Origin of the sequence: Psychrobium sp. MM17-31 (assembly GCF_022347785.1) — a bacterium.
In the GTDB taxonomy this organism is placed as follows: domain Bacteria; phylum Pseudomonadota; class Gammaproteobacteria; order Enterobacterales; family Psychrobiaceae; genus Psychrobium.
Genome location: NZ_JAKRGA010000009.1, coordinates 39,597 through 64,935 on the forward strand (window position 1 = coordinate 39,597; position 25,339 = coordinate 64,935).

Genomic DNA, 25,339 nt, shown 5'->3' on the forward strand with positions numbered 1-25,339 from the left:
TCTGAATGCACTACCTTACCGCTATAACAAGCACTTAGCAATGCTAACGGTTCAAATAATGACTCGACGGCTTGCGTTTCCTTGAATCGGTTAAAAATCCCTATATTATGTGTGTCAAATGGATGCTTATCTGAGGTTTCAATGGCAAGTTTGCGCCGCATTATTCTTATTAATACTCACCTGCCGGGCGTGGTGGAATTATCTCTCGATGGCCACACCAATATCTGTGGTACCAATGCATCGGGTAAAACGACTCTACAACGTTTAGTACCGGTTTTTTATGGTGAACTGCCAAGCCGAGTTGTACCCAAAACGCGTAGCAAGTTCGGTGACTTTTACTTACCGAAATCTAACAGCTACTTGGTGTATGAATATCAGCGGGAAGAAGGGGATTTATGCCAAGCGGTACTAACGCATACTGCAAAAGACGGCATTAGCTACCGATTTGTCGATGCTGCTTATGATAAGATTCAGCTGTTATTCCAAGAAAGTAATGGCAAAGTTAAAGCCTTTGAGTCTGATCAATGGCTTACTCAATTATCGTCACTTGAGATTAAATACTCGCGTAAGATAAGCGCTACTAGTGAATATCGCGCTATCGTTCAAAACGATGTTTCGTCATTGCGTGGTAATACGCAAGATGGCATTAAACTGCGCCAATTAGCAGCCCGCTATTCGTTGGTTGCACCGCGCCATAAGGTGCGTCACCTCGAAAAACTCGTTAGTGCCGTGCACGCCAAAGAAGGCAAGATGGACACGCTAAAAACCATGTTGGCGGCAATCTTCGAAGAAGATGGGTTAGTGCAGCCAACAACACGTGTTAAAAACACCAAGGCACGTGAATGGATCAAGCAAATGCGTCAATCGATGCGCCTGAGTTCGCTTGAGCAGCAACATGAAAAAGTACAGCAGATCGCCACCAGTTTAAATGCAATCGAAGCACAATTACTGCAATTAACCCCATTATTGAGTGATGATTTAGAACGCAGTAAAACCGAGCGTGCGGATCTACAGGCTAGTGACAAAGATTTACGCGATAAGATCTCCGCTCTTAAAACTAATTTCCATGAAGCTGAGTCTAATATCAACAGTGAACTTAGTAAGGCCAATGCCGAGCTAAAAACCACTGAGCAACAACTCGATGAGCTGCAAACGACTTATGATAATTACCAAGATGGTGATTACGAACAGTTGGCCATTGATACCGATGCGCTGCCATTGTGGAATGAAGAGCTGGTGGAGCAACAAAGTCATTACCGCATTCTGTTAGAACAATTTGGTGAATTAGAGCAGCAGCTTAATCAGCAAAAACTCACCCTTAATGAGTCATTAGAACGCCTGACGGTTAAAAACCGCAAACTGATTCGCGAGCACGAAGAAAACCGTGAGAAAACGCGTCAGCAGCAAAGTGATAAAAAAGACGAATTATCTGAGCAATACCTCACCCGTAAAGAGCAACTCACTGAAGATTTTGATGGCCAAATTGCGATATTTAGGCATCAGCAAATCGAGCGCCAAGCGCAAATCGATAACATGGGACCAACGGCGCAAGAGCAAGAAGACCTGTCTTTAAGCGATAAGCGTCTTGAGCTAGCGCAAGATAACTGGCGTCATACTAGTGACCTATTGGCGAAGAAAGAGCGCGAACATCAAAATGCGCGCAATGAGCAGCATAAAGCGCAAACTAAGCTAGAAAATGCGCGAACTAGCGTGCATCAGTTGCAAAAACAACTGAGATTGTTAGAGCAGCAAATTTCACCTGAGCAAGGCTCACTGCGTCATTTCTTACGCGCCAATGTCGATGGTTGGGAAAACTCTATTGGTAAGGTGATTAATCAAGAGCTATTAGAGCGCTTAGATCTTCATCCGCAAATTGGCGACAGCCACAGCGAACTTTATGGCGTAGCGCTAAAACTCAGTGAAATCGATGCGCCGAGCTATGCTCAAGATGAAGCGGCGCTGCGTATTAACAAAGAAGAGTTAGAGCGCAAGGTATCTGCTGCACTCGATGCGCAAAGTGAATGCGAAGTTGGCCTAACACTCGCTCACAATGCGGTGAAAGCCTTGGCAGATGAAGTCGCTAAGCTTAAACAAACACAGACCGAGCAAGCCAACGAAGTAAATTTCGCCAAAGAGTCGAAACAGCGCTTACAACAAACCAATAAAGAAAGTTTAGCGGCACGTCGTAAGGCGGCGAGTAGCGGCCTAGATGAAGCAAACGCGCAAATCAAACAGCTAAGTGAGCAAAAACGCGAAGCATTAGCCACGCTCAAAGACGATCATCACGCGCAGCTATTAGAGTTTAAAGCCGATTGGCAGCAAGAAATCGACGCCATTAGCAGCCAAATTAGCGAACTTGAGGCGCAAGTTGATCACAAGCGTCAAACCAATAAGGCGCAGATTAAACAACTAGAAGAGGCCTTTAAGCTTGAGCTGGCCAATAAAGACATCGATCCTAAGACTATTCAGGCGCTAAAAGAGCGCATTAAGCAACTTGAAGAAGATATTGCTCGCGTGCGTTCACGCCAAGATGATTTACGTGAATATCGCAACTTTATTAATGTGTTGTGGCAAAAATCTCGCCCGCAATATCTAGAGCAAGAAGCTAACCTAAAAGCGTCAATTCAAAGCTTAACCGGTAAGCTTAATCAGCAGAAGACTGAGTTTAAACAAGCGCGCCAGAAACTTGAAGACGAGCGCGAGCAGCTGCAAACAGATATCGCTCGTTTATCTAAATTGATTGAACAATTGCTACCGCTTACTACTAAGTTGGGCCAGTTAACGATAGATGCCAAACTGATTGTCGGCTTGCCGCCAATACAAGGGGATCAAGACGAGCGCATTACTCGCGCCACTCATGGCTTAGAACAGCGTAGTAAGACAGAAAATACCTTAAAAGATAAGATTTACACCCTTGAGGCTGAGTTGTCGCAAGACGCGCAAAAGCAGTTCTTAGACTTGATGACCAGTGAGTTGTCACGTTTAGGTGAAGAGAGTGATTTACGTGATCGTTTACCGATATTTAGCGATCTTCTACGTATTTTAGCCGACCAACAGCGTCAAATTTTAGAACAGGGCGAAACCATCGGTGGCGACTTGCACAAGTTTTTTACCGTATTTAGCGACATCAATCGCCGTATTGCGGGACAATCGAAGCGTTTAACCGCTGCGGTAAGTGATGATCTAACCCTTGATGGCATCAATCGTTCGGAAGTGAAGATCATCTCAACCGTCGATGAGCTAAATTTCTGGCAACCACTAAAGCGTTTCTCAAGTTTGTATGAGCAGTGGAAAGAGACAGGCAAGGAGTTACCAACAGATGAGTATATTAACGCGTTAAGCGATGTGGTTGATTTGTTGCGCGCCGATTCTAGCTACTCTATTGAATCGCTATTGCGCCTCGAATTGCATCTTAATGAAGGTGGTAATGACTTGGTGATCAAAAACGATCGTCAGTTATTAGAGTCATCGAGTCACGGTATGGCTTACTTAATCTTATGTAAGTTCTTATTGGCCTTTACCCGTTTATTGCGTGGTGATGCGCAGATCAGCGTTAACTGGCCAATCGATGAAATTGGTACGCTGGCTTATCACAACGTTGAAAAACTATTTAACGCCTGTGACAGTAATAATATTTGCATCGTTGGTGCCTTCCCGAATCCAGAGTCTGATGTCTTAACGTTATTCAAGCACAGATATCTCATCGACAAACAATACAAGCGCTTGCAGCGAATTGAACCGAAAGTGAATCGAATTGAAGCGAAAATCGCTCAGCAGCTGCAAAAATCTAGCGAAGGAGTTAACTAATGATCGAACATGGCCCATTATTAGAATCGCTTCTTGCTGGCGCGAGTATTTGTCAGGTGACTAACGAAGAAGCTTATCGTCGGCTATCCGATGAAGTAGTGCGTGAAGAGCTTAATCACTTCTTGCGACCACTGAATCGCCGTGTTGCTTCAAGCAGTGATAACAGCGTGTATTTCTTAGCGTATCAAGAGCTTAATAGCGATGCTCGTGAGCATTTATCGAAAGAGTTTAAGCAGACTATTCAGTCGTTATTGCCATTGCTCGAATGGATGCAATTAGTACAAGAGAGTTTGGGGCGGGACGGCGCATTAAGTGCTGGCGATACCATTAAATTTCAAGAGTTTGCGCTGCGTACCGAAGATAACCAGTCGTTGCGTCAACGTTTTACTCAGCTTGCTAGCGATCGCTTTTTTAAATCGAGCAGCGACAATTTAGACGCGCAGCTAAAACAAGTTTTTAAACGTTTGAAAGAAACTGGTTACTTGCATCAGCCCCATAAAGATCGTCAGTTTTATGTGGTAACAGGCAAAATTGAGCAGCTGGTGGAAATGGTACGCTTCATTAAAGATGAAGAGTCACTACCGCTTGATGATATGCCGCAACAAGAGTCGATGTTCTAATGGCTCGCCGCAAGCAAGAGAAAGATCAAAGCCCACAGAGCCGCCTGCATGCGCTCGGTGTGGCGCGCCTAAATTTGATTGGCAAGTACAGCTCGCAGTTGATGGATGCCTATATCAAAGGGCATTTTGACGAGACTAGTATCAATGATTCAGCGCTAGATAAACTGGTTAAAGGGCGTATTTTACATCGTCCCGATGAGTCGCAGCCGCTGAGTTTGCGCCCTGATATGAACGCGCTGATTGCCAGTCTTACCGAAGATGAGCGTAAGCGTCAGATCAACGCTGATGTTGCAGGTCAGTTAGAGCAAATCCGCACCCTCGTGAAGCATTTTTCCGATGCCCAATATCGCGGTGATTATGTGGGGAGTGAGCATCATTTCCAACTATTGACCGAGAAAGTGCACGATATGACGGGGCAGTTTAGCGACGCCATTGTTAGTCTGTGGAATCGTCTCAATTCCGATTTTGGTTTTGTGAGTAACTTGAGTGACAAGATTCGTGAGAATGAACTGGCTCAGAAACAGCTGCGTCGTCTACTTGATGGTTTTGAGCTCATCGATTTTAACGAGATGATTGAGCTAGCCCAAAGTAGTGGTCCGCTGCGTAAATTGCTGGTGAGTCAGTTACAAGTAGTAATTTCCGATCATTCTAGCTCATTACTTGAGGTGCAAAAGCGTCTGGTTGAGCTAATGGCGCGCTTTAGGCAGCAGCAAGAGCGTGCGCAGTTGATCAGCAATATGGCGGCGTTCTTAAAACAGCATCCAAAATTCGAAGTGGGGGATTATCCAAATCGCACCGTGGTGCCGGAGAATATTAATCACGCCGCGCCTATTATCGCCAGTGCCAGTGTCGCACTGGATCGCGTTGGCGATCAGCAGCCGCTAGGCGATATTGTACGTACCCTTGAGTTATCGACTAACGAATATGTAGAACCGCTAAGCAGTGGCGGCGAGTTTGATCTCGAAGAAGTATTAGCAGTTGAAGCCAAGCACCAACAGCTTAAAGAAGATGTCGAAAACTTCTTTATTAGCCTATTTGATAGCGAAGGCGTGGTGAGTGCTCTGGATTATCTAGAACAAAGCAAGCTCGATTGGGATGGGGAAACTTGGTTGTTCCAAGTGATTGCTGAATACGAAGGGCTAGCGAGAGATATTCGCAAGCGTTTTGCCTTTGATAAAAAGTCGCACGAAACCAGTGTCTTTAACCAGCTGCACGTGATTGAAGATGTGCATTTGAGTGTGGTGTAAAGTTGTCTCATTAAATCGAAGGAGTCATTTTCATGGATGAAAACTTATCTAAACAGGCGCTTACCGAATTAACCAAGGCCTTTAAAGCACTACAGCTTGAAACAAGTTACAAAGCTAAGCGCAATGCCGCTTGGCTCAAGAAAACACTGGCATGGTGTGACGAGCACGCCATTAATCTCGGCCGCGAGGGCGATAGCAAACATTATTACATCGATCGAGATGGCATCCGAAAACTCGATGCTAAGCTGCAAAGTCTAGGTTATTCATCGCTAAGAGAATTCCAACAGGGAACCAGTGGCGACAGGTTGGATGCTGCCAAGGTTTCTCCCAATGAAAAAGACGCTAAAGAGCTACCTACCGAGCATCTAGTGCTGGCGGCGTGCAGTGATTTATCAATGCGCCTTGCCTATCAGTCTTTGTTTCAACTTGCCGAATCACCTGCGCAAATTCAAATTGAGTTAGATATTCGTACATTGGACTTAGCGTCTTATGACTATTTGGTGGTGGTAGAAAATCGCGATTGTTTTTCCGCATGGCATCAGTATCAAATTCCAAGTGAGCTAGCTAACGCGTTAGTTGTTTATCGCGGCCACGAGAGCCATCATTCTAAAGCATGTCAAACTTTGAAAGCTCATTGGTTTGCGGAAAAAGGGCAACATGGGCAAGTATTTTTTGGTGATTATGATCCGCATGGTATGGGCTTAGCAATAGACGTGAAAGCGCCTTATCAACATGTGCTGTTTCCTGATCTCGATTGGTTAAAGTGTAATCACGTATTTGGCCACTTTGATGAAAGCAAGGCATACTCAAAACGCTTCCAGCATGAACGTTGTCCAGAAAACTGGCTAGAGTTACTCGATGTTATGTATCAAAAAGAGATTGGACTGCGTCAACAATGGATGTTTGATACGCAGCTAAGACTTTACTAACGCTTACTATAAATCGCTGCGCCGACGTGCCCAACAATAAACACATACATTGCATTGAGCATCCACATGTGGGTAGTGCGGGCATCGGTAAATGTTGCTAAATCGCCACCGTTTTCGGCAAAGGATAGTGAACCGAGGAGATTGAGTGGGTGCTCATAGTTGTTGATCATGATGATTCCGGTGGCGATCATGCTAAACAAAGCGCCGTACATCAATAAATGCATAATAGTGACCACGACTTTATGTAATGGTGATTTAAATTGTGGTTTTTTCTCTTTCTCAAGTACGAACGCAGACCATAAAATACGGCCGACGATAAGGCTTAATAAGCCCAAGCCCATCATAAAATGTAAATTAATGGCGTCTTGCTTGTGCAGCACTGCGCCTTTGATGGTGTAGTCGGTGGAATGGATCTCTGCACCCATTGTCGACACCATACCTAACATTAATAAAGCGGCTGACCAATGTAAGATGCGGTCAATTACGTACTTAGTATTGCTTGCAGTTTCAGTGTTCATAAATCAGTCCTTGAATGCTATTGTTCAAAAAGTTGCCATAGCATAGCAGATTAACTTTCAATAAATACTGAAACTTTAGAATCTTTAGTTTCAGTTTTGTAACACTGTGTTTCCAATATTAATTAACTAATTACGCTTAAGGTTCATTACGGCTTCAGTTATGAAGAGTTATAAAGTGCCAACTCGCGCAAGTGACGAGAATTGTATGTTGATAAAGTGCTGCTTTATTTAGATAATGACCTCCATTAAAACGACCCTCATTAAAAACGACAGTAGGCATCATGGCTCAAGCTCCTTTTAAACCTAAGAAACAGAAAACGCCTAAAACCGATGCGCAGATTGAAGCGCTCAAGGTTCCGCCGCACTCGCTTGAGGCTGAGCAGTCGGTACTTGGTGGTTTGATGTTAGATAACGATGCGTGGGATCGCGTATCTGAGCTTGTTGTAGCCGAAGATTTCTATCGCCGTGATCACCGCATTATTTTTAAATACATGGCGGATTTGATTGAACACGGTAATCCTATTGATTTAGTTACCCTGTCTGAAGCCCTTGAGCGTGAGAATGAGCTCGATAGTGTTGGTGGCTTTGCTTACATTGGTGAAATGGCTAAAAATACGCCAAGTGCGGCGAACATTGCGGCTTATGCGACTATCGTTCGTGAACGTGCGGTTGTTCGTGACATGATTGGTGTGGCAAATGAAATTGCCGAAGCGGGTTTCGAGCCAGAAGGGCGTGACAGTGCGGCACTACTAGATTTTGCCGAGGGTAAAGTTTTTAAAATCGCAGAGAGTCGTTCAAATGCCTCTGAAGGCCCGCAAGATATCAAGCAAATCTTGGCGTCGACTATCGATAAAATTGAAGAATTATATAACGCGCCAAATGAAGGTATTACTGGTGTTTCCAGTGGTTATGATGATCTCGACAAGATGACATCGGGTTTCCAAGAATCAGATTTAATTATCGTGGCGGCTCGTCCGTCGATGGGTAAAACTACCTTCGCTATGAATCTCGCCGAATATGCAGCGATGAACGAAGATAAGCCGGTAATTATCTTCTCGTTAGAGATGCCGTCGGAATCTATTATGATGAGGATGCTGGCATCCTTAGGCCGCGTCGACCAAACCCGTGTTCGTACTGGTAACTTGGAAGATGAGGATTGGGCGCGTGTATCATCGACGATGGGCTTGTTGCTAGAGCAGGGCAAGATGTATATCGATGACTCTTCTGGCTTAACCCCGACCGAGGTTCGTTCGCGCTCTCGTCGTATCGCCCGTGAGCACGGCGGCGTATCGATGATTATGATCGATTACTTGCAGTTAATGCAGGTACCAGCCCTTGCCGACAACCGTACCTTGGAAATCGCCGAAATTTCTCGCTCGCTTAAAGCGTTAGCAAAAGAACTGAAATGTCCGGTTATTGCACTGTCACAGCTAAACCGTGGCCTTGAACAACGTGCCGATAAGCGTCCGATCAACTCGGATTTACGTGAATCTGGCTCTATCGAGCAGGATGCCGACTTAATCATGTTTATCTACCGCGACGAGGTATATAACGATGATAGTCAGGAGAAAGGCACTGCGGAAATTATTATTGGTAAGCAGCGTAACGGCCCTATCGGTAAGTGTCGTTTGACCTTCCAAGGTCAATTCTCTCGATTTGATAACTACGCAGGCCCTGCGTTTGACGACGAATATTAATGAGTGCAGTTAACGCGGTTATTAGCCGCAAAGCGGTGCGCCATAATTTTGAGCGCATTAAGTCAATCGTCAAAGATAGCCGTATTATTAGTGTGCTCAAAGCCAATGCCTATGGTCATGGTGTATTGGAAATGGCGCGTATTCTTTCTGATTCCGATGCCTTTGGCGTTGCTCGATTAGAAGAGGCGTTACAGCTGAGAAAAGCGCAATTCACAACGCCAATTTTGCTAATGGAAGGTTTTTTCCAAACTGTCGACATTGATGTGTTACTCAAGCACGATATTCAGACTGTGGTTCACAGCCTAGAGCAGATCCGCCAGCTTGAGACTTTCGCAAAGAGCGTTAATAGTTCACAAGAGAAACTCAAGGTATGGCTTAAAGTCGATACCGGTATGAACCGATTAGGCATCGCACCGAGTGAGTTTGATGAAGCTGTCCAGCGATTAAAAGCATTGAACTTCGTTGATGGTCATCTCAATTTTATGACGCACTTTTCCTGTGCCGACGATCTGAAAAATAACTTTACTAGCGAGCAAATGGCGCAGTTTTATGCCCTTGTTGATGGCCAAGATGGCGAGTTAACACTGGCTAATTCAGCGGGAATTCTCGCGTGGCCAAATTCTCATGCCGATTGGGTGAGACCTGGTCTGTTGCTGTATGGATGTTCGCCAATGCTTAATCGCACTGGCGCACAAGATGATTTTGTGGCGGCGATGACGCTTAGCACTAGCGTTATTGCCATCAAGCCCCTAGCCAAAGGTGAAAACGTTGGTTATGGCGCTCATTGGCAAGCAACTCAAGACACGCAATTGGCGGTGATTGCCATTGGTTATGGTGATGGTTACCCGCGCCATGCTAAAGCGGGCACGCCAGTGCTTATTAACGGCAAGCGTTACCCTATTGTTGGCCGTGTTTCTATGGATATGGTGACGGTAGATTTGGGACTTGATCATAAAGTGAAGTGTGGCGATCCCGTTATTATGTGGGGGCCACAACTGCCAGTTGAAGAAATCGCGCAGTGGTCTGATACTATTTGTTATGAACTCATTCTTCAGCTTACCTCTCGAGTTGATATCACCTTTGTGGAATAGGAAGGAAAAATGTTAAAACGTACCGCATGGATTTTAGCGTTAACTCTGTCATTTAGCGCTTTCGCTCAAGACAATGATAAAACACAGCAGTTGGCTCAAGTTAAAGCCGCAGTGAAAGTCACCTTGGGTATGCGCATCGATAGCGTGAAAGAAACGCCAATCGCCGGGCTTTATGAAGTGATGACGGAACGTGGCATTTTTTACGCGACTAAAGACGCTAAGTATTTAGTACGCGGTAATATGTTTGACGCTAGCAATGGTTTTGAAGATTTAACTGAAGCGTCTATGGGCAAAATGCGCTTGGCGAAAATGGCCAGTTTCGAGCCGTCGATGATCGTTTATAAAGCCAAAAACGAAAAGCATCGTATTACTGTATTTACCGATGTTGACTGTGGTTATTGTCGTAAGATGCACCGCGAAATGCAGCAGTATAATGATTTAGGTATTACTGTGCGTTATATGGCGTTTCCGCGTGGTGGTGAAGGATATCCAGCGTGGAGCGCCATGCAATCGCTATGGTGTAGTGATGACCAACACAAAGCGATGGACGAGCTAAAAGCAGGTACGCGCATTGCCACAAATTTATGTGACAATAAGGTGCCGCAGCATTATCAGTTAGGCGTTGAGTTTGGAGTAAACGCAACGCCATCGATTATCTTGGATAATGGCAGTTTGTTAGTAGGCTATCGCCCACCGCAAGACTTACTTAATATTCTTCAGTAGTCTTGCCTAGTCTTATCGGTCGTAAAATTTACGGTGGCAGTGCAGCCTTGGTCTGGATTATTGACGAGGGAAAACTGCCACTGATACTTGTTACAAATATCCCTAACCACATTTAGTCCAATACCAAATCCCTCATAACCACGACTTTTGCCATCAAGGCCAACGCCGTTGTCGGTCACGGTAAGTTTATTGCTATCTATAACTAAGGTAACAGCGCCATTGATACTGCAGTTAACTGCATTGAGCACTAGATTGCTAATTAACGACTTTACAAGAATTGGTTCTGCGCTTAACGAAATATTCTGTGTTAGTGTTGCTTGATAACGAACATTGTTAGACGCAATTCGCTTGGCAATACTCTGTTCAATATTGTCGATAACTTCCTGTGATATTTCACATTGCGATTGATTGCCTTCCTCATCACGTGCCAGTAGTAGGAAGGTTTGAGTAAGCTGCTCCATTTCTTCCATTGCGTGTTCAATGCGCTTTACTTGCTTGGCGACTGTAGGATCTTCATTGCGGCGCAATAAGCTCAGACTGCCTTTAACGACTGTCATCGGCGTTCGCAGTTCATGGCTAACATAGCGAGTAAAAGATTGCTCTCGCTCAAGCGCTTCTTTAATGCGCGCACGGAAGTGATTTACTCCGTCTAAGGTTTGCATAAGCTCTTTAGATTGCTCACCGTTGGTGACTATTGGTGATAGCTGGTGATCGCTTTCAGATTGCAGCTGGGAAGCTAATTCACTAAAGGGTTGTGAAAGCCGCTTGGATAATCGAATTACTGCAAACGTAGTAGCGACGAATAAAATAACGCCGAATACAAATAGAGCTATTTCAACTACGATGAAATCGAAATCACTCCACTCGATCAAACCGACATCTTCAACGGCATAGGTGATTCGCCCTTGTTGGTTTGCCATTGCAAAAATACTGGCTTCTAAATCCTCTTCTACGATGTGTAAAACGCCTGACCATTGAGGGTCGATATAGGACTGTACTTCTTTTGGCAGCAGGTGAAAGTGACTATAGATGGTTGTTATAGGATCGGTTTGTATGACCTGTTCTAATTTATTGTTGTTAAAAAGTGATAAATGGTGTGGTGCGACTAATGATAGCCTTTGTTGGCTATTGAGGTTTTCAGCGTGATGCACCGTTAACTCAACAACAATTGTGTAAAATGAAATAATAAAGGCGCAAACACATACAAAAACGGTGGAAATTTTATGGCTAAATGGCTGTAACTTTTTCATAGGGATTCCGAGATGCGATAACCGAGTTTTGGCACTGTTTGGATAAGCTCTTGAGTGAATGGTTTATCGATTTTGCTACGCAGTTGATAGATGTGTTTGCGTAAAATATCTTGATCGGGCATATCGTCTGGCCACAAGACGTTTTCAATTTCTTGTCTACTAGCAATAGCAGGTGATTTTTCCATTAATAGTTTTAAGATTTTAAAACAGCTCGGGTTTAGCTTGATTTGTGTTTCGCCGCGCCAAACATGGTAGTTTTTCAGATCGATTTTTAACTCACCACAAGTCAAAAAATTCTTAAAGCCACTGCCAGCACTGCGGCGTATAAGGGATTGAATGCGCGCTTCCAATATTTCGATATCAAACGGCTTAACTAAATAGTCATCAGCACCTATGTTAAGTCCTTGTTTGATATCGAGATTGGTATCACGGGCAGTTAGCATAATGATTGGCGTATTATTGCCTTTTTCGCGAAGTTGGCTACACAGAGACAGTCCGTCAATTCCAGGTAACATGACATCTAAAATAATGCAGTCAAAGGCTTGTTCCAGCGCGAGTTGTAGCCCTAACGTGCCAGTAGCTGCATAATCGAGTTCGATATCAGAATCTTCAAAGTAATCGAAGATGATTTCGGCGACTTCTTGGCTGTCTTCAATGAGTAATACATTCACGTTATTGCATTCCTTTTTCGGTTGACTAACGGCAGCGAAGTAATAAGCGTTCTGATGTTTCTTCTAGCGTGGAACATTGCTTTGCTAGGTACTGTTCGAGCTCTTGTACATCAGTATGAGCGATAGCTAAATAAAATTCATCATTAGCTTGCAATTGTTGCTCAAGCTGCGCTTTATGAGTGATAAGTTTGGCATGCCCTTTGGAATAAAACTGCGCTGAAAACGGGCGCTTTTTCCAATAGTACAACGGTGTTTGTTGAATTTGCTCCATGTGATTAGTTAGTAATGACTGCTCCGTTTTCTTAGAAACTTTACCTAATAATACCCAAGATATCGCTGCGACTAATAAGGTATAGGAAGCAATCGCCATAACCGCTAATACGCGCTCGTTGCTCATGAGTAGCGCAGTGAGTAATCCCATGGCTGCAATACCAGGTAAAACGTAGGCCGGTAAAATATTACCTGACATAGTGAACAATAGTAATGGCGCTAACATCCAGCAGCACAGGTAACTGGTTAATGGATTTTGAGGTTGTGATTGATTGCGTTTTACTTTGTTAACTCCCGCTTTTAAAAAGCGAGTTATCAGTAACAATGACCATGGAAAAGCTCCCGCCAGCCAGAAAATCCAGATCATTCCGCGTGGCTCTTTATGAGCTGTGCCGTATAAATCACCTTGCCAGCCGGAAACTAAAAAGCGTTGGATGTGCTCACCAATAATGAAGTATTCGAAAAAGCCGGGGCTGCGAATTTCTGCCCAGATATACCAAGGCAGCGTTAGAGCAAGGAAAAGTCCCATGCCTTTTAACCATGGCAACACACTTAGTGCTTTAATGAAACAGCGTTGTGAAATGCTCCACGTTACTAAGGCAATACCGATAATTACAACAGCCACAGGCCCTTTTATAAGCATACCAAGACTTAGTGCGGCAAAAAATAGTAGACCATTTTGTGTAGGGTTATCGCCGATATAGCAGCGCCAATAGCTCGTCATAGCTAACGTTGTTGCCATGAGTAAAGCGCTGTCTGTCATCACAGTACCAGCGGTAATAGTAAAACCGATACACGCGGATAAGATAATGACGCTATTGATAGCACGCTGCAGCCCCATGGTTTGCTGAGCAAAGCGATAGACTAAACCTAGTGTGATTAAGCTGCATAAAAAATGCGGCAGTCTGGCGGCAAATTCATTAACGCCAAAAATGCCAAAACTGGCGGCGCTTATCCATGTTTGAAATGGTGGCTTGCCCCAAAAAGGAATGTTGTAATCAAATTGTGGGGTAACCCAATTACCTGTTTCGAGCATAATCCGGGCGATTTCACCATAGCGTGCTTCGGTTGTGTCGTATAACGGATAAAAGCCAAGGGATATTAACCTGAATAGTAATACACTTAAGCCTAGTGCTAATAACCAGCGCAATGGCTGACTAACTGTATTAGCCATGGTTTAGTTCTCCTACTGCTTGTTCTTGTGCAACTTTCACTTCGTTGTCCATTACGATATAGATTGGACGTCCCTTTGATTCGGTGAAGATGCGAGCGATATATTCACCAACCACGCCAATAGCTAATAGCTGCAAGCCTCCTAACATTAAAATCACCAACATCATGGTGGGGTAACCAGCAACACTCTCGCCGATAAATAGCGTTTTAAAAACCACAAACATGGCATAACAAAATGCTGATAAGGACACTAATCCGCCTGCCCAAGTGGCTAAGCGCAATGGTTTTACACTAAATGAAGTAATACCTGATAAGCCCAAGCCCACCAGTTGTAAAAAAGACCACTTAGTTTCACCAGCGACGCGAGCTTGGCGGTCAAAGCTCAGGGTGGTTTGTACGAATCCGGGCCACGACAAGATGCCTTTCATGTATCTGTTGCGCTCAGGAAGCTTTTTAATCGCTTCGACGACGCGGCGACTGAGTAATCTAAAATCACCGACATCTTGTTGTAGCTCGACATCTGAAAGCCTTGTGAGTAATCGATAATAGAGGAAAGCACTAAACTTTTTGAACGCTGACTCGCCCACGCGCTGTTTACGTTTCATGTTAACGACGTCGAATCCTTCTCGCCATTTTTCTAACATCTGCGGAATGAGTTCTGGTGGATCCTGTAAATCGGCATCGAGGAAAATGATCGCTTGGCCTGTCGCATGATCAAGCCCTGCCGTCATGGCGGCTTCTTTACCAAAGTTGCGACTGAGGTTAATACAGCGAATTTTACAGTGACTTAGCGGGCACGAGAGGCTTTGCATGCACAACCAACTGCTGTCTTTGCTGCCGTCGTTAACATAGACCAATTCAAATGTTTCATTGGGTAATGTCGCTAGTGTTTTCAGCACTTCGTGATGAAAAGTGGGCAACATTTGTACTTCGTTATAGACAGGCACAATTATGCTTAATGTGACGTCGTTGTTTGGCGATATAAGCTTCATAACTACGGATTCCTAATGAATGAGCAGCTAGCTTAAATAATGCAAGGTCTAAAAAAGGTCACGCAAATGTAAAGTTGCGACATTTTGTTGACCTTTGCCGCGATAATCTAGCGTTTTTAAAGCAGAGATAATCTTGTCTCGGTTACGCTAAATTATGAGGTGGGAATAGTATGAAAAGAGTAAGTGCATTTGCCATCGTGGGCATGGTTGGTTTTATCGCTGACGCTGGCGCCTTTACGCTGTTTTACTATTTTCTTGAGCAACCAATGTGGGCGCGAGTGTTCGCGTTTTGGGTTGCGGCTTCAGTCACTTGGTTAGGCAATAGATATTTTACTTTTAGTGAATGCGATAAATCGCATAAGTTGCGTCAGTGGGTAAGGCATATGGCTGTTGCTCACGTTGCAGGGATACTCAACTTGGCGGTCTTTTACGTGACCGCCTTGTGGGGACATGTCGCCATTGCATTTGTAGCAGGTATCGGTGCTGGTTTATGTTTAAATTATATGATGTCGAGTCGTTTGGTATTTAAGACGTAGACTTAATTTAGACATCGACGTCGATAAATTGCTCAATTTAACTCAGTTAATCTAGGAGCAGAACGCAATGTCTAAGGTTGTCAGAAAAGCCGTTATTCCCGTCGCTGGCCTTGGAACAAGGATGTTACCTGCCACTAAAGCCATTCCCAAAGAAATGCTACCGATAGTCGATCGACCGATTATTCAATACATTGTTGATGAGTGTGTTGCCGCTGGAATTAAAGAAATTATTTTAGTGACACATGCCTCTAAAAATGCCATCGAGAATCACTTTGATACCTCATTTGAACTAGAAAGTACGCTAGAAAAGCGAGTTAAACGCCAGTTACTCGATGAGATAAAATCCATCGTTCCTTCTGATGTCACCATAATGCATGTGCGTCAAGGTGAAGCACTGGGTCTTGGCGATGCTGTGCTTAAAGCATATCCACTAGTTGGTGATGAGCCATTTGCTGTTGTATTGCCGGATGTATTGATCGCGCAAAATTCTACTGGTGCTGATTTAGCTGTGATGCTAGATAATTTTAATCAATGGCAAGCCAGTCAAATAATGGTGGAGCCTGTACCATCACATCTGGTAGAGCGCTATGGCATTGTCGATTGCCAAAATGCAGAAAAACAGGCGGCTGCTAATGTAAGTAGTTTGAATTGGCCGATTTATAATGTTGTTGAAAAGCCAGACTATCAAGATGCACCCTCAAATCTAGCCATCGTAGGTCGTTACGTGTTTTCGTCATCTATTTGGTCATTGCTCAGCGATGTTAAACCCGGTGTCGGTGGTGAAATTCAATTAACGGATGCTATTGCTAAATTGATTGAGCAGGAGTCGGTTTCAGCTTATCAGTTGCAAGGAAAGTCACATGATTGTGGTAGTAAGCTCGGTTATTTAACGGCGTGTGTTGAATATGCATTGGGACATAGCGAGTTAGGATTGCCTTTTCAAGCGGCATTGGAAGTTATGCTTAATCAAAAACATCTGCCAGAAACGGCATAAACAACAAGGCGTGATGAAGATTTCATCACGCCTTATTTTTTTTACTAGGTTTTCAATAAGATGAGGCGTTAATGTTACGCCAGTCGGTATCCTTTAGCGTAGACCGTGCTAATAATGTCGCGATCTAGTTGGTCTTTTATGGATTGGCGTAAGCGGTAAATATGGGTTCGCAGTGGTGAACTCTCTGGCAGAGCGCCTGCCCAGATTTCTTGCTCCAATACTTCACGAGATACGGTATTTGGATAGTGTTGTGCTAACACTTTGATAATGCGCATTTGCATCTGGTGGAGCTTGATTTTGCGATCGCCACGGCTAACGGTTGAGGCATTGTAATCAACGAGAAGATCATTAATTTCTTGCTGACCTATGCCTCGTAGTGGCCCACGTTTACTGACCGCTTTTAGTCGATAATAAAGCTCTTGTGGTGCATAAGGCTTCACTAAGATATCATCGACCCCTGCTTCAAATCCTTCAATTTTATAAGTCAGTTCATCATTGGCCGCTAACAGAATAATGGGCACGCTGGAAAACAGCTGTTGACGCATCTTTTTGGTCAATGATAAAGCGTCTAGTTTGGTAATTTTCGAATCGATTATCAGAATATCGTATTCATTTTTAATCATTAGCTCTAACGCACTAATGCCGTGATAGGCGAAATCTAAATCAATATTATTTTCGGCGAACTGTTCACTGAGCTGTGTTGTTGATTGGATACAGCGATCTGCGATCAATACTCTGATATTACTCATAATTTCTACAACCTTTTTCAATTTAGATCGTAGACTAAACGGGCAATAGTCAAAAAAAAGTCAACAGATGTTTATTCGTTGGTCGGTTATAAGGTTTTATTTGTTCATTATCGGCGATAGTTAGCGGTAATTTTAGTTGTTACCAGCTGATCTGCTGTGGCTTCATTGCGGGTAAATGCTTCACCAAATACCCTAATGATATAGGTTTCACCGCCGCGAACATCCCACGCCAACGCATGAGCATCGTATTGTTCGTAGTAGGATGACTGGGCCACAACTTTGCCTCGATTGACGATGTTAAAAGAAAATTTATGTGTTTGTCCTTGGCTGTCACTATCAGCAATAAAGATGTCAATAGTGCCGTCATAGGGGGCTTTGAATTTTAGATAGCGCAACGTGCCAGGGCGCATTTCAGAAATACTCTCTAATGCCCCGTTAAAATAAATCTCATTGGATTTATCGAGAGATAGCTCTTGATACAACGGATATTGGGCTTGCTCAGGCAGTAACTGACCATTGTAACCTATGATATGAGAAGTAAGCGGTAGTTGGTCACTGCCCCATTCGTCATTAAATATTAATTCGAGTTGTTGTCCTAATTCGTCGATGTTTTGGGATTGAAGCGGTGTATCGACTTTTAACTGGTGCGCTAAATTGTAGATAGTTGTAAGGGCCGCAGAGTCTTTTAGTCGCAACATTGCGCGGTGAAAACCACTAAAGCCAATCTCTTGTGATAATTGGCTAGTTCGCAAACTGTAAGGAGAGTTAGGATCGATGATCGATAACACAAAATAGGTAACGGTTTGTTCAATAAAAGGCGAAAAATCAAAGGCTGGGCGCTGATAAGTTTCGCCATCCTTGGTGGTTAATTTCCGCATTCGTTCGGTTTTATCTTGATGAATTATGGCTTTGGTGTTTATCGCAAATCTTTGTTTATCGGGATCAAAACTCACGCGTTTATAATGCCAATTTTCTAAAATGGTTTTGGCCAGCGCAGTTGCCACACCTTCCGAGAAGGCTAAGGTGAGAGAACCAAAGCCAAAGGCGGTGTGGTGGCCAGCTTGAGTGTCGTCCCGTCTTGTAATTTGACGCATGTAGTAGTGGCCAAATTCATGCAAAATGGTGTGTTCGTTCCACTCTGAAATCGTACTAATAGGCTTTTGATTAGTATCTAGCGCGTTATTACCGCTGATATAGATTAAGTTGTAGTACGGTGAGTAATAGCCTGTTGATTGTTCTACAATATCGGGATCTTGGCTCCAAGTAACGGTGAGCACCTGCTCTTTGGGTGTTATCTCGATGTCGTGTTGTTTGAGGTATAAAAAGCCTTTGGCAAGGGTGTCTAAAATGGCAAACGGCTGCGCCTGACTATGCATAGGTTCAAATTCGCGCAAGGTATGATGCCAGCCGGTATGTAAGTTTAAATTTTGCGTGTTTTCACTATCTGTTAATACAAATAGCTCTGAAGTAGCCCGATAGAGACGGCGATAGGTGGTTCGCTCTGGGTATGCATTTCCTTGATTAACTACTTGAGTAATCACTTCGTTATTGTGATTGTCGGAAAATACCATTTGGGAGACGGCTTCTAGGTAATATTGCTGGCCAGCGTCGGCTATTTCAACTTGATAACGGCCCATTTCATCAGTGCTGGTTCGAGCAATGATGTTGTGCTGACTATCTCGGATGTTTAGACGCATAAAGCGCAAGGGTTGTTGAATCGGCGCATCTGGATCAAATTGATAACTGACAATATCGTCTTCGTGTGATTCTTGAAACGTAAGCCGATCAAATGATAAAACGCCACTGAGTTGACGTAATGCTACCGAATGTTTAGAGCGAGATATCGATGGGTGGGGGGCTTCAGCTTTGTCGTGCGATAAAGCCTGCGTTGAACTTTCGATATCAGCAATGATTTGTCGTTGTATATTTGGCAGTTGATGCTGATGGGCGGATGCTTTATTGCTGCTAGATTCGATATGTGAAATTGCTGTAGGTTTGGCAATTTCTAGCCAGCGCCATTGATAGACGACATATCCCAATGCCAATAAAATGGTTAACCACAGCGTGTATTCGAGAAATTTCTTCAAGGCAAAAGCTAGTCAAATCGATAATAGCCTGATTACATCTAACTTTTAGATTTGTCGCAAGTTTTATTGCGGATTAGGCGGTAAGATTCTATTAGCAATTTTTTGTGCGATAGGGGAAATGATAAATGCAGCTGGGAATGCGATAGGCCAAGCAAATAAAAAGGCATTTAACCAAGCGCTATAAAACTCTAGTGCCATCGGCGAAATCTTTAGCGCCATGATGCAACCACTCATAATCGCAGCCATAAAAAATGACATTAGACCCGCCATTATTAATCGATATTTTAGTTGGTAAGACATTTTTCAGCGCTATTCCTTGTCCATGTTGATCGCAGTGCAGCCCTTTTTACAGCCAATGTGAACTTGTTCTTTATTAGAGTCCAACATAGTGATAGGTTGGTTACAGGTGGGGCACAAAACTTTATCGCCTTTGAATACCTTTTTAATAAGATTGCGTTGTTGATGGAAAGATGCCGAAGCATTTTTGTTAAGCGCTGAAAAATCGAGTTTGTTCATATTGTGTTTTATAAAGTTAGGCGAGGCCTAAGTTTACTATGGAACTCGGTTAGTTTCTATTTCTCGCTTGATGTCACATTCTAAAGTTGTTAGCATTTTATGGAAAAGTTTCCGATAGGAAACTTGAAGTCCGATGAGCTAGTAAGGACTTGAGGAATAAAATAATTTAGCGCAATAATGATAATTCCTAACTAATTTTTAAAATTTCCTGATTTAGTACTGCTGCTATATTACGCTGTTATAGCGGTACGCATCATCAAATTTGTATTTGTAAGTAGTAAAACTGGTTACTGATATGGATGTCACAAATTGATTCAACGCAACCAGACGCAGTTGCAAACAGTGTATTTTGTACTTAACTAGACGAGTTAAGTACTTTACTTATTTCTATCGACCAAACCTCATTTAGGAGGAACTATGAAGAAATCTCGTTTTTTACCTTATTTTGTGGGATGTGCAGCGCTTTCAGCATCTGGATTATCTTTGGCAAATGATGCTGAAATTGAAAGTCTGAAAAAGCGTTTAGCAGCGTTGGAAAAGAAACAGACTATCACCGAACAGCGCTCTAGCAGCGGCAAGTTTTACACCACATTAAGACCCAGCCTAACCCATAATAACGGTGATGACTCTAATATCGATGTCACTGATTTTCTTTCCCACGCAGGCTTTTATTTTGAGCATGAACTAGCTAATGGCTGGACGGGTATTGGCCATGGCGAATGGTCGGTCGATATTTCCAATAATGGTGACTTCGGCAAAGCACGACGTGCTTATGTCGGTATTGATAGTCCTTATGGCCGAGTTGCAATAGGTAAACAACGTCCGGTGCACTACCTGCTAATTGCAGAATATGTCGATATTTTTAATCATGCTAATGCGCCTTTCGCTTATGATAACTACAGCCCGTTCTTTGTTAATAATCTAGTGACTTACAAGAAACAGTGGCAGCATGTGTCGTTTTTAGCTCATGCGCAATTTAACGGTTTAGAATCTGACGATGCTGCCGATATGGTAAATGTGGGAATAAGCTATGATCGCGATGATCTTCATTTGGCGGTGGCTTATTTAACACAAGATTTTGCTGACGCTAACAATGAGCAGCAAGTGGGAGAAACAGCAGACACCATTGCACTATCAGCTGCTAATAAATTTGATAATGGTTTTTACATTGCGGCGGCTTGGCAAGAGCGTGATTTAGAAGTGATAGGTGGTAGCGACTCCACCCAAACAACAGTTGACGTTTCTATGGCCTATCCACTCTCGAAGAAATACACAGTGAAAGCGGGATACTTTCATTTAGATAATGACGCACCAGAATCTGTGAATAACTCACATCATGGGATCAATGTGACGTTAGAACATCACTTCTCTGATAATTTTCAAATTCACGGCGAAGTGCTGCGTAAAACTTTTGATTATCAAGAAGACTCTACTGCAGTTAGCATAGGTCTTAAGTACAACTTTTCAATGAAATGGCAAGCCGGTTCGAAGGCTAACTAATCTCAGCGCTTATAGGAGAGTGTTATGCAATTTAAATTTAAACTAGTCGGTGCAACGTCCATTATCTTGTTGTTATCACTGAGTTTACTTTCACTTAATCAATATTTGAATGTTAAGAGCAGCCTCGATGAAATGGTTGAAGAAAGCATTGATGAAATCAGTAATGGCTTGTCTGAGAATATTGCCAGCATTATGGAAGGCAAGAAAATCTTAGGCGGCTATGTGATGGATCTCATTGAAGATGACGTATCTGTCGAAAATATTGATCGCATTTATACCAAGCCAGCCGTTCGCGAAGCATTTATTTTAGCTGGTGTGGGTTTTGAATCAGATGGCTCTATCGTTGATAACGACCCTAATTGGAATCCTGCTCCAGGCTATGATTCACGTAAGCGTCCTTGGTATATCGAAGCCAAGCGAGCTAATAAAATTATTTATACGGCGCCATACCCAGATAGTGTGACCAAAGAAATTGTTGTATCCATGGGTATTCCGATGGATAAAGATGGCAGTTTTCACGGCGCAATGTTCCTAGATGTTAGCTTATCTGGCTTAGGTGAAATCCTCAATAAAGTTGCGATAATGAAATCGGGATATGCATTTCTTGTCAGTAGCGACGGCCAAATTATTTCTCATCCAGAAGTGAGCTACAACGGCAAAATGATGACAGATTATTTTGGACGTTCACTTAATATCAATGGCAATGAGTTTGAGCATTTCGAGTTAAATGGTCAAAAATGGATGACTAAATTCACAAAGGTTAACGGTGTAGACTGGTATCTAGGTGTCGCAATTGACGAAGAGCAAGTTAACGCGTTAGCGACATCGCTGCGTAATCAAGCGGTATTCTATTCTCTTGCGGCCTTGGTCTTTGGTGTTATTGCGATGCTAGCCCTGATCAAGCGCTTAATGCGTCCATTAGATGAGATTTCTACCGCGATGCAGGATATTGCTGGTGGCGAAGGGGATTTAACTCAGCGTTTATCAACTAAAGGCGACGTTGAATTCGCAACACTTGCACGTGGATTTAATGCATTTGCGATTAACCTACAATCACTTATTGGTGATTGTAAGTCACTGGCAACTGATATTGCTCACAACGCAGAGCAAACCACGCAAGGGGCTGAAGAAGCGGTTAACGCTATGCATCAACAGCTATCTGAATTAGAGCAGTTGGCTACCGCAATGAATGAAATGTCTTCAACCGCGCTCGAAGTATCTGGTTACGCGAAACAAGCAGCTGATTCGGCGTCTGAAGCTGATATTGCAGCTCAGCAAGGGGCATCTATTGTTAGCGATACCTCTGAATCGATTCTTTCATTATCGCGTCACATCGAAGATGCCGTGAATGAAGTGAAGCAACTTGAGGAATCAACTGCATCAATCGAAACTATTTTGTCAGTAATCAATGGTATTGCTGAGCAAACTAACCTGTTAGCACTAAACGCGGCAATCGAAGCGGCGCGTGCCGGTGAGCAGGGACGAGGTTTTGCGGTTGTTGCAGATGAAGTTCGTAACCTTGCACAGCGTACTCAAGAGTCAACATCTGAAATCAAGAATATGATTGATGTGTTGCAACAAGGCTCAATGTCGGTAGCTAACGTGATGTCACAATCACAAGAAGAGGCAACTGATTGTGTCGATAAAGCACAGTCTGCTAACGAAGCGCTAAGCAGTATCAGCAAGGCGATTAATCAAATTACCGAAATGAACTTGCAAATAGCTTCAGCGGCCCAAGAGCAAAGCTTGGTTGCGGAAGAAGTGAATCGCAATACCACCAATATTAAGGACTTGTCGCAAAAGGTTGTAGATAACGCGCAAACAACTAATACTGCGATGGAAGAGCAACGGGAAGTGACGCAAAAACAACACGGCTTGTTGAGTCGCTTCACCATCTAGAACTGGTTTTTCTTTTCTCTCCCAAACACTTTTATTATTCTGATAAAGGTGTTTTGGGAGTTCGCTCAATGTTTTCCCCATCATTAACATGTTATGTTCAAACGGATTTCTAATAACAGTTCCAACATCGGAATTTGTTAGCTAAAGGATTTTTATGATTGTTTATAATTTTGGTTCGATAAACATTGATCATGTTTATCGAGTTTCGCATTTCGTCCGTCCCGGTGAGACCATGACATCTAATGATTATCAGCAGGTGTTAGGTGGTAAGGGAGCCAATCAATCTATTGCCCTCGGACGCGCTCAATGCCAGGTAAAACACGTTGGCGCAATTTCTCACAGTGATAAAGGCCTGTTAGAGGTTTTAAAAAACAGCAATGTTGACGTGTCTGAAGTTGTTTTGGGCGATGTACCCACTGGTCACGCCATTATTCAAGTTAATGATGAAGCTGAAAATGCCATTGTCTTATTTGCTGGTGCTAACCACTGTATTACTTCGCAGCAGATTGATAGCGTCTTAAGTCAAGCATCGAAAGATGATTGGGTTTTACTGCAAAATGAAACTAATAATATTGATGTCATTATCGAACGTGCAAAGCACTTTGGATTATCGGTAGCCTTTAATCCTGCACCGATGAATGCTGATGTAGTTAAGCCATTAATTGAACATATCGATTTACTGATTGTGAATGAAGTTGAAGCGATGGATCTCTGTGGTGTTGACTCTGTTGCTAGCGCGCAGCAGCAATTACAAACCAGCTATCCAGAATTAAAAGTGATGCTGACCTTAGGTAGTCAAGGGGTACGTTACTTACATCAAAACAATGTTGTTGAAGTCAATGCATTTAGTGTTGATGCGGTTGATACAACTGCCGCTGGCGATACCTTTATTGGCTATGCATTAGCTGGATTACAATCTATTTCTTATAAGCATCAGTCTGGTAATGACGAACAATCCGTAGAACAAGTATTGCGCCGAGCTTGTGCTGCATCGGCACTGTGTGTCACTAAACATGGCGCATCTAGCGCTATTCCACCTTTAGCAAGCGTTAACGAGTTTTTGGAGCAGCACGATGCGTAAAATTATTATAGATACCGATCCGGGGATCGATGACGCTATGGCCATCTTGTTGGCGCTAAAATCTAAAGAATTAGATGTATTAGCGTTAACCACAACTTTTGGTAATGTTGCCGTCGATTTAGCCACTAAAAATGCACTTACGCTGTTAGAGCTCGCTGGTAGTGATATTCCTGTAGCCGGTGGGGTTGCCAAACCTATCGCTGCGCCGCAATTGGCGCCGCCTGATTTTGTTCATGGTAGCGATGGCTTTGGTAACATCAACTGGCCAGAATCGACTCGCCAAGCCGATGAGCGAAGCGCAGCGCAGTTAATTGTTGATACAGTGCATCAATACCCTAATCAAGTGTCTCTCATTGCCTTGGGTCCACTGGGTAACTTTGCTAAGGCACTAGAACTCGATCCAACCATTGTCGATTTAGTCGACGAAGTGATTTTAATGGGCGGCGCAGCTGAAGAAAAAGGCAATGTAACACCAGTTGCTGAAGCGAACATTATTAACGATCCTCACGCGGCCGACATTGTATTTGGCGCCTCGTGGCCTGTGACTATGATTGGATTAGATGTAACCCATCAGGTGATCATGGATAATGATTTGTTGAGCCATATTCGCGATAACAATGGCACTCAAGGGGACTTTCTTTATCAGGCGACCCAATTCTACTTTGAGTTTTACAACAAAACCTTTGGCATCGAAGGCTGTTTCGTTCACGATGCTTCTACCATTATCTACGCCATGGCACCTGACGTATTTAAATCAGAGCCGCGCGTGATTCGCGTAGCAACCGAAGGGGTAGGCATTGGTCAAACTATTACTGCTAAGGTTGGCCAGCAATTTGCGCTCGATTTCTGGGAGAATCGTCCCGCGACTAATGTGTGTTTAGAAGTAGACAGCGTGCGATTGTTATCAATCGTTAAAAATGTGTTTGGCTAATAACAGTTAAACACAAATAAGCACAATAAATTACCTCAGGTTTATATGTTAAAACCAG

General features: G+C 43.4%; 21 protein-coding genes. 13 read left to right on the top strand and 8 right to left on the bottom strand.

Annotation, left to right across the window (positions count from 1 at the left end; translation table 11 throughout):
- Positions 1 to 141: 141 nt before the first annotated feature.
- From MHM98_RS18560 to MHM98_RS18575, 4 genes are read left to right on the top strand one after another with little or no spacing between them, the layout of a single operon-like run.
- Positions 142 to 3,807: an ATP-binding protein gene (locus tag MHM98_RS18560; protein WP_239440897.1), complete on the top strand. Its 3,666-nt coding sequence runs from the start codon at positions 142 to 144 to the stop codon at positions 3,805 to 3,807.
- On the top strand, positions 3,807 to 4,427 hold the full coding sequence (locus MHM98_RS18565) for a hypothetical protein (protein ID WP_239440898.1): 621 nt from the start codon (positions 3,807 to 3,809) through the stop codon (positions 4,425 to 4,427). The genes MHM98_RS18560 and MHM98_RS18565 overlap by 1 nt, the downstream gene beginning before the upstream one ends.
- Positions 4,427 to 5,674, top strand: a complete 1,248-nt coding sequence (locus MHM98_RS18570) for a hypothetical protein (protein ID WP_239440899.1) — start codon at positions 4,427 to 4,429, stop codon at positions 5,672 to 5,674. Before MHM98_RS18565 ends, MHM98_RS18570 begins: the two co-directional genes overlap by 1 nt.
- Before the next feature lie 32 nt (positions 5,675 to 5,706).
- Positions 5,707 to 6,603 carry a hypothetical protein gene (locus MHM98_RS18575; protein ID WP_239440900.1) on the top strand — a complete coding sequence of 299 codons (897 nt, stop codon included), beginning with the start codon at positions 5,707 to 5,709 and terminating at the stop codon, positions 6,601 to 6,603.
- Here MHM98_RS18575 and MHM98_RS18580 read toward each other — a convergent pair.
- Positions 6,600 to 7,121 carry a cytochrome b/b6 domain-containing protein gene (locus tag MHM98_RS18580; protein ID WP_239440901.1) on the bottom strand — a complete coding sequence of 174 codons (522 nt, stop codon included), beginning with the start codon at positions 7,119 to 7,121 and terminating at the stop codon, positions 6,600 to 6,602. The genes MHM98_RS18575 and MHM98_RS18580 overlap by 4 nt on opposite strands.
- Positions 7,122 to 7,402: 281 nt before the next feature.
- Here MHM98_RS18580 and dnaB point away from each other — a divergent pair, with 281 nt between their 5' ends.
- Genes dnaB through dsbC form a run of 3 tightly spaced genes read left to right on the top strand, consistent with a single transcriptional unit; the run spans position 7,403 to position 10,632 of the window.
- Entirely contained in the window at positions 7,403 to 8,818 is a 1,416-nt protein-coding gene (gene dnaB / locus MHM98_RS18585) for a replicative DNA helicase (protein WP_239440902.1), read from the top strand.
- Complete coding sequence (gene alr / locus MHM98_RS18590; protein ID WP_239440903.1) at positions 8,818 to 9,909, top strand: alanine racemase; 1,092 nt, start codon at positions 8,818 to 8,820, stop codon at positions 9,907 to 9,909. The genes dnaB and alr overlap by 1 nt, the downstream gene beginning before the upstream one ends.
- A 9-nt stretch (positions 9,910 to 9,918) precedes the next feature.
- On the top strand, positions 9,919 to 10,632 hold the full coding sequence (dsbC, locus tag MHM98_RS18595; RefSeq protein ID WP_239440904.1) for a bifunctional protein-disulfide isomerase/oxidoreductase DsbC: 714 nt from the start codon (positions 9,919 to 9,921) through the stop codon (positions 10,630 to 10,632).
- On the opposite strand, the gene MHM98_RS18600 is transcribed toward dsbC, so the two are convergent.
- Genes MHM98_RS18600 through MHM98_RS18615 form a run of 4 tightly spaced genes read right to left on the bottom strand, consistent with a single transcriptional unit; the run spans position 10,626 to position 14,988 of the window.
- Positions 10,626 to 11,882 (bottom strand): HAMP domain-containing sensor histidine kinase, encoded by a 1,257-nt coding sequence (locus MHM98_RS18600; protein ID WP_239440905.1) that lies wholly within the window; start codon positions 11,880 to 11,882, stop codon positions 10,626 to 10,628. The genes dsbC and MHM98_RS18600 overlap by 7 nt on opposite strands.
- Complete coding sequence (locus MHM98_RS18605) at positions 11,879 to 12,553, bottom strand: response regulator transcription factor (protein WP_239440906.1); 675 nt, start codon at positions 12,551 to 12,553, stop codon at positions 11,879 to 11,881. The genes MHM98_RS18600 and MHM98_RS18605 overlap by 4 nt, the downstream gene beginning before the upstream one ends.
- Positions 12,554 to 12,578: 25 nt before the next feature.
- Positions 12,579 to 13,997, bottom strand: a complete 1,419-nt coding sequence (locus MHM98_RS18610) for a glycosyltransferase family 39 protein (RefSeq protein WP_239440907.1) — start codon at positions 13,995 to 13,997, stop codon at positions 12,579 to 12,581.
- Complete coding sequence (locus tag MHM98_RS18615) at positions 13,990 to 14,988, bottom strand: glycosyltransferase family 2 protein (RefSeq protein ID WP_239440908.1); 999 nt, start codon at positions 14,986 to 14,988, stop codon at positions 13,990 to 13,992. The genes MHM98_RS18610 and MHM98_RS18615 overlap by 8 nt, the downstream gene beginning before the upstream one ends.
- 170 nt (positions 14,989 to 15,158) lie before the next feature.
- Between MHM98_RS18615 and MHM98_RS18620 the strand changes: the two genes are divergently transcribed.
- The gene (locus MHM98_RS18620) at positions 15,159 to 15,524 is read left to right on the top strand and encodes a GtrA family protein (RefSeq protein ID WP_239440909.1); all 366 of its coding nucleotides are present in this window, start codon (positions 15,159 to 15,161) and stop codon (positions 15,522 to 15,524) included.
- A 67-nt stretch (positions 15,525 to 15,591) separates the two neighbouring features.
- Positions 15,592 to 16,518 carry a UTP--glucose-1-phosphate uridylyltransferase GalU gene (gene galU, locus MHM98_RS18625; RefSeq protein WP_239440910.1) on the top strand — a complete coding sequence of 309 codons (927 nt, stop codon included), beginning with the start codon at positions 15,592 to 15,594 and terminating at the stop codon, positions 16,516 to 16,518.
- A gap of 74 nt (positions 16,519 to 16,592) precedes the next feature.
- Here the strand turns inward: galU and MHM98_RS18630 are convergent, their stop codons facing one another.
- From MHM98_RS18630 to MHM98_RS18640, 3 genes are all read right to left on the bottom strand, one after another.
- Entirely contained in the window at positions 16,593 to 17,267 is a 675-nt protein-coding gene (locus MHM98_RS18630; protein ID WP_239440911.1) for a response regulator transcription factor, read from the bottom strand.
- Between the two features lie 107 nt (positions 17,268 to 17,374).
- Positions 17,375 to 19,354 (bottom strand): hypothetical protein, encoded by a 1,980-nt coding sequence (locus tag MHM98_RS18635; RefSeq protein WP_239440912.1) that lies wholly within the window; start codon positions 19,352 to 19,354, stop codon positions 17,375 to 17,377.
- 63 nt (positions 19,355 to 19,417) lie between these two features.
- A complete protein-coding gene (locus MHM98_RS18640) occupies positions 19,418 to 19,612 on the bottom strand; it encodes a DUF2798 domain-containing protein (RefSeq protein WP_239440913.1) in 195 nt (64 codons plus the stop codon).
- Between the two features lie 675 nt (positions 19,613 to 20,287).
- On the opposite strand from MHM98_RS18640, the gene MHM98_RS18650 reads away from it, so the two are divergent.
- The 4 genes from MHM98_RS18650 (at position 20,288) to MHM98_RS18665 (ending at position 25,281) form a co-directional block, all read left to right on the top strand.
- Complete coding sequence (locus MHM98_RS18650) at positions 20,288 to 21,370, top strand: porin (protein WP_239440915.1); 1,083 nt, start codon at positions 20,288 to 20,290, stop codon at positions 21,368 to 21,370.
- Positions 21,371 to 21,394: 24 nt separating this feature from the next.
- Positions 21,395 to 23,269, top strand: a complete 1,875-nt coding sequence (locus tag MHM98_RS18655) for a methyl-accepting chemotaxis protein (protein ID WP_239440916.1) — start codon at positions 21,395 to 21,397, stop codon at positions 23,267 to 23,269.
- A 154-nt stretch (positions 23,270 to 23,423) separates the two neighbouring features.
- Positions 23,424 to 24,350 (top strand): ribokinase, encoded by a 927-nt coding sequence (locus MHM98_RS18660; protein ID WP_239440917.1) that lies wholly within the window; start codon positions 23,424 to 23,426, stop codon positions 24,348 to 24,350.
- A complete protein-coding gene (locus MHM98_RS18665) occupies positions 24,343 to 25,281 on the top strand; it encodes a nucleoside hydrolase (RefSeq protein WP_239440918.1) in 939 nt (312 codons plus the stop codon). The genes MHM98_RS18660 and MHM98_RS18665 overlap by 8 nt, the downstream gene beginning before the upstream one ends.
- Positions 25,282 to 25,339 lie beyond the last annotated feature (58 nt).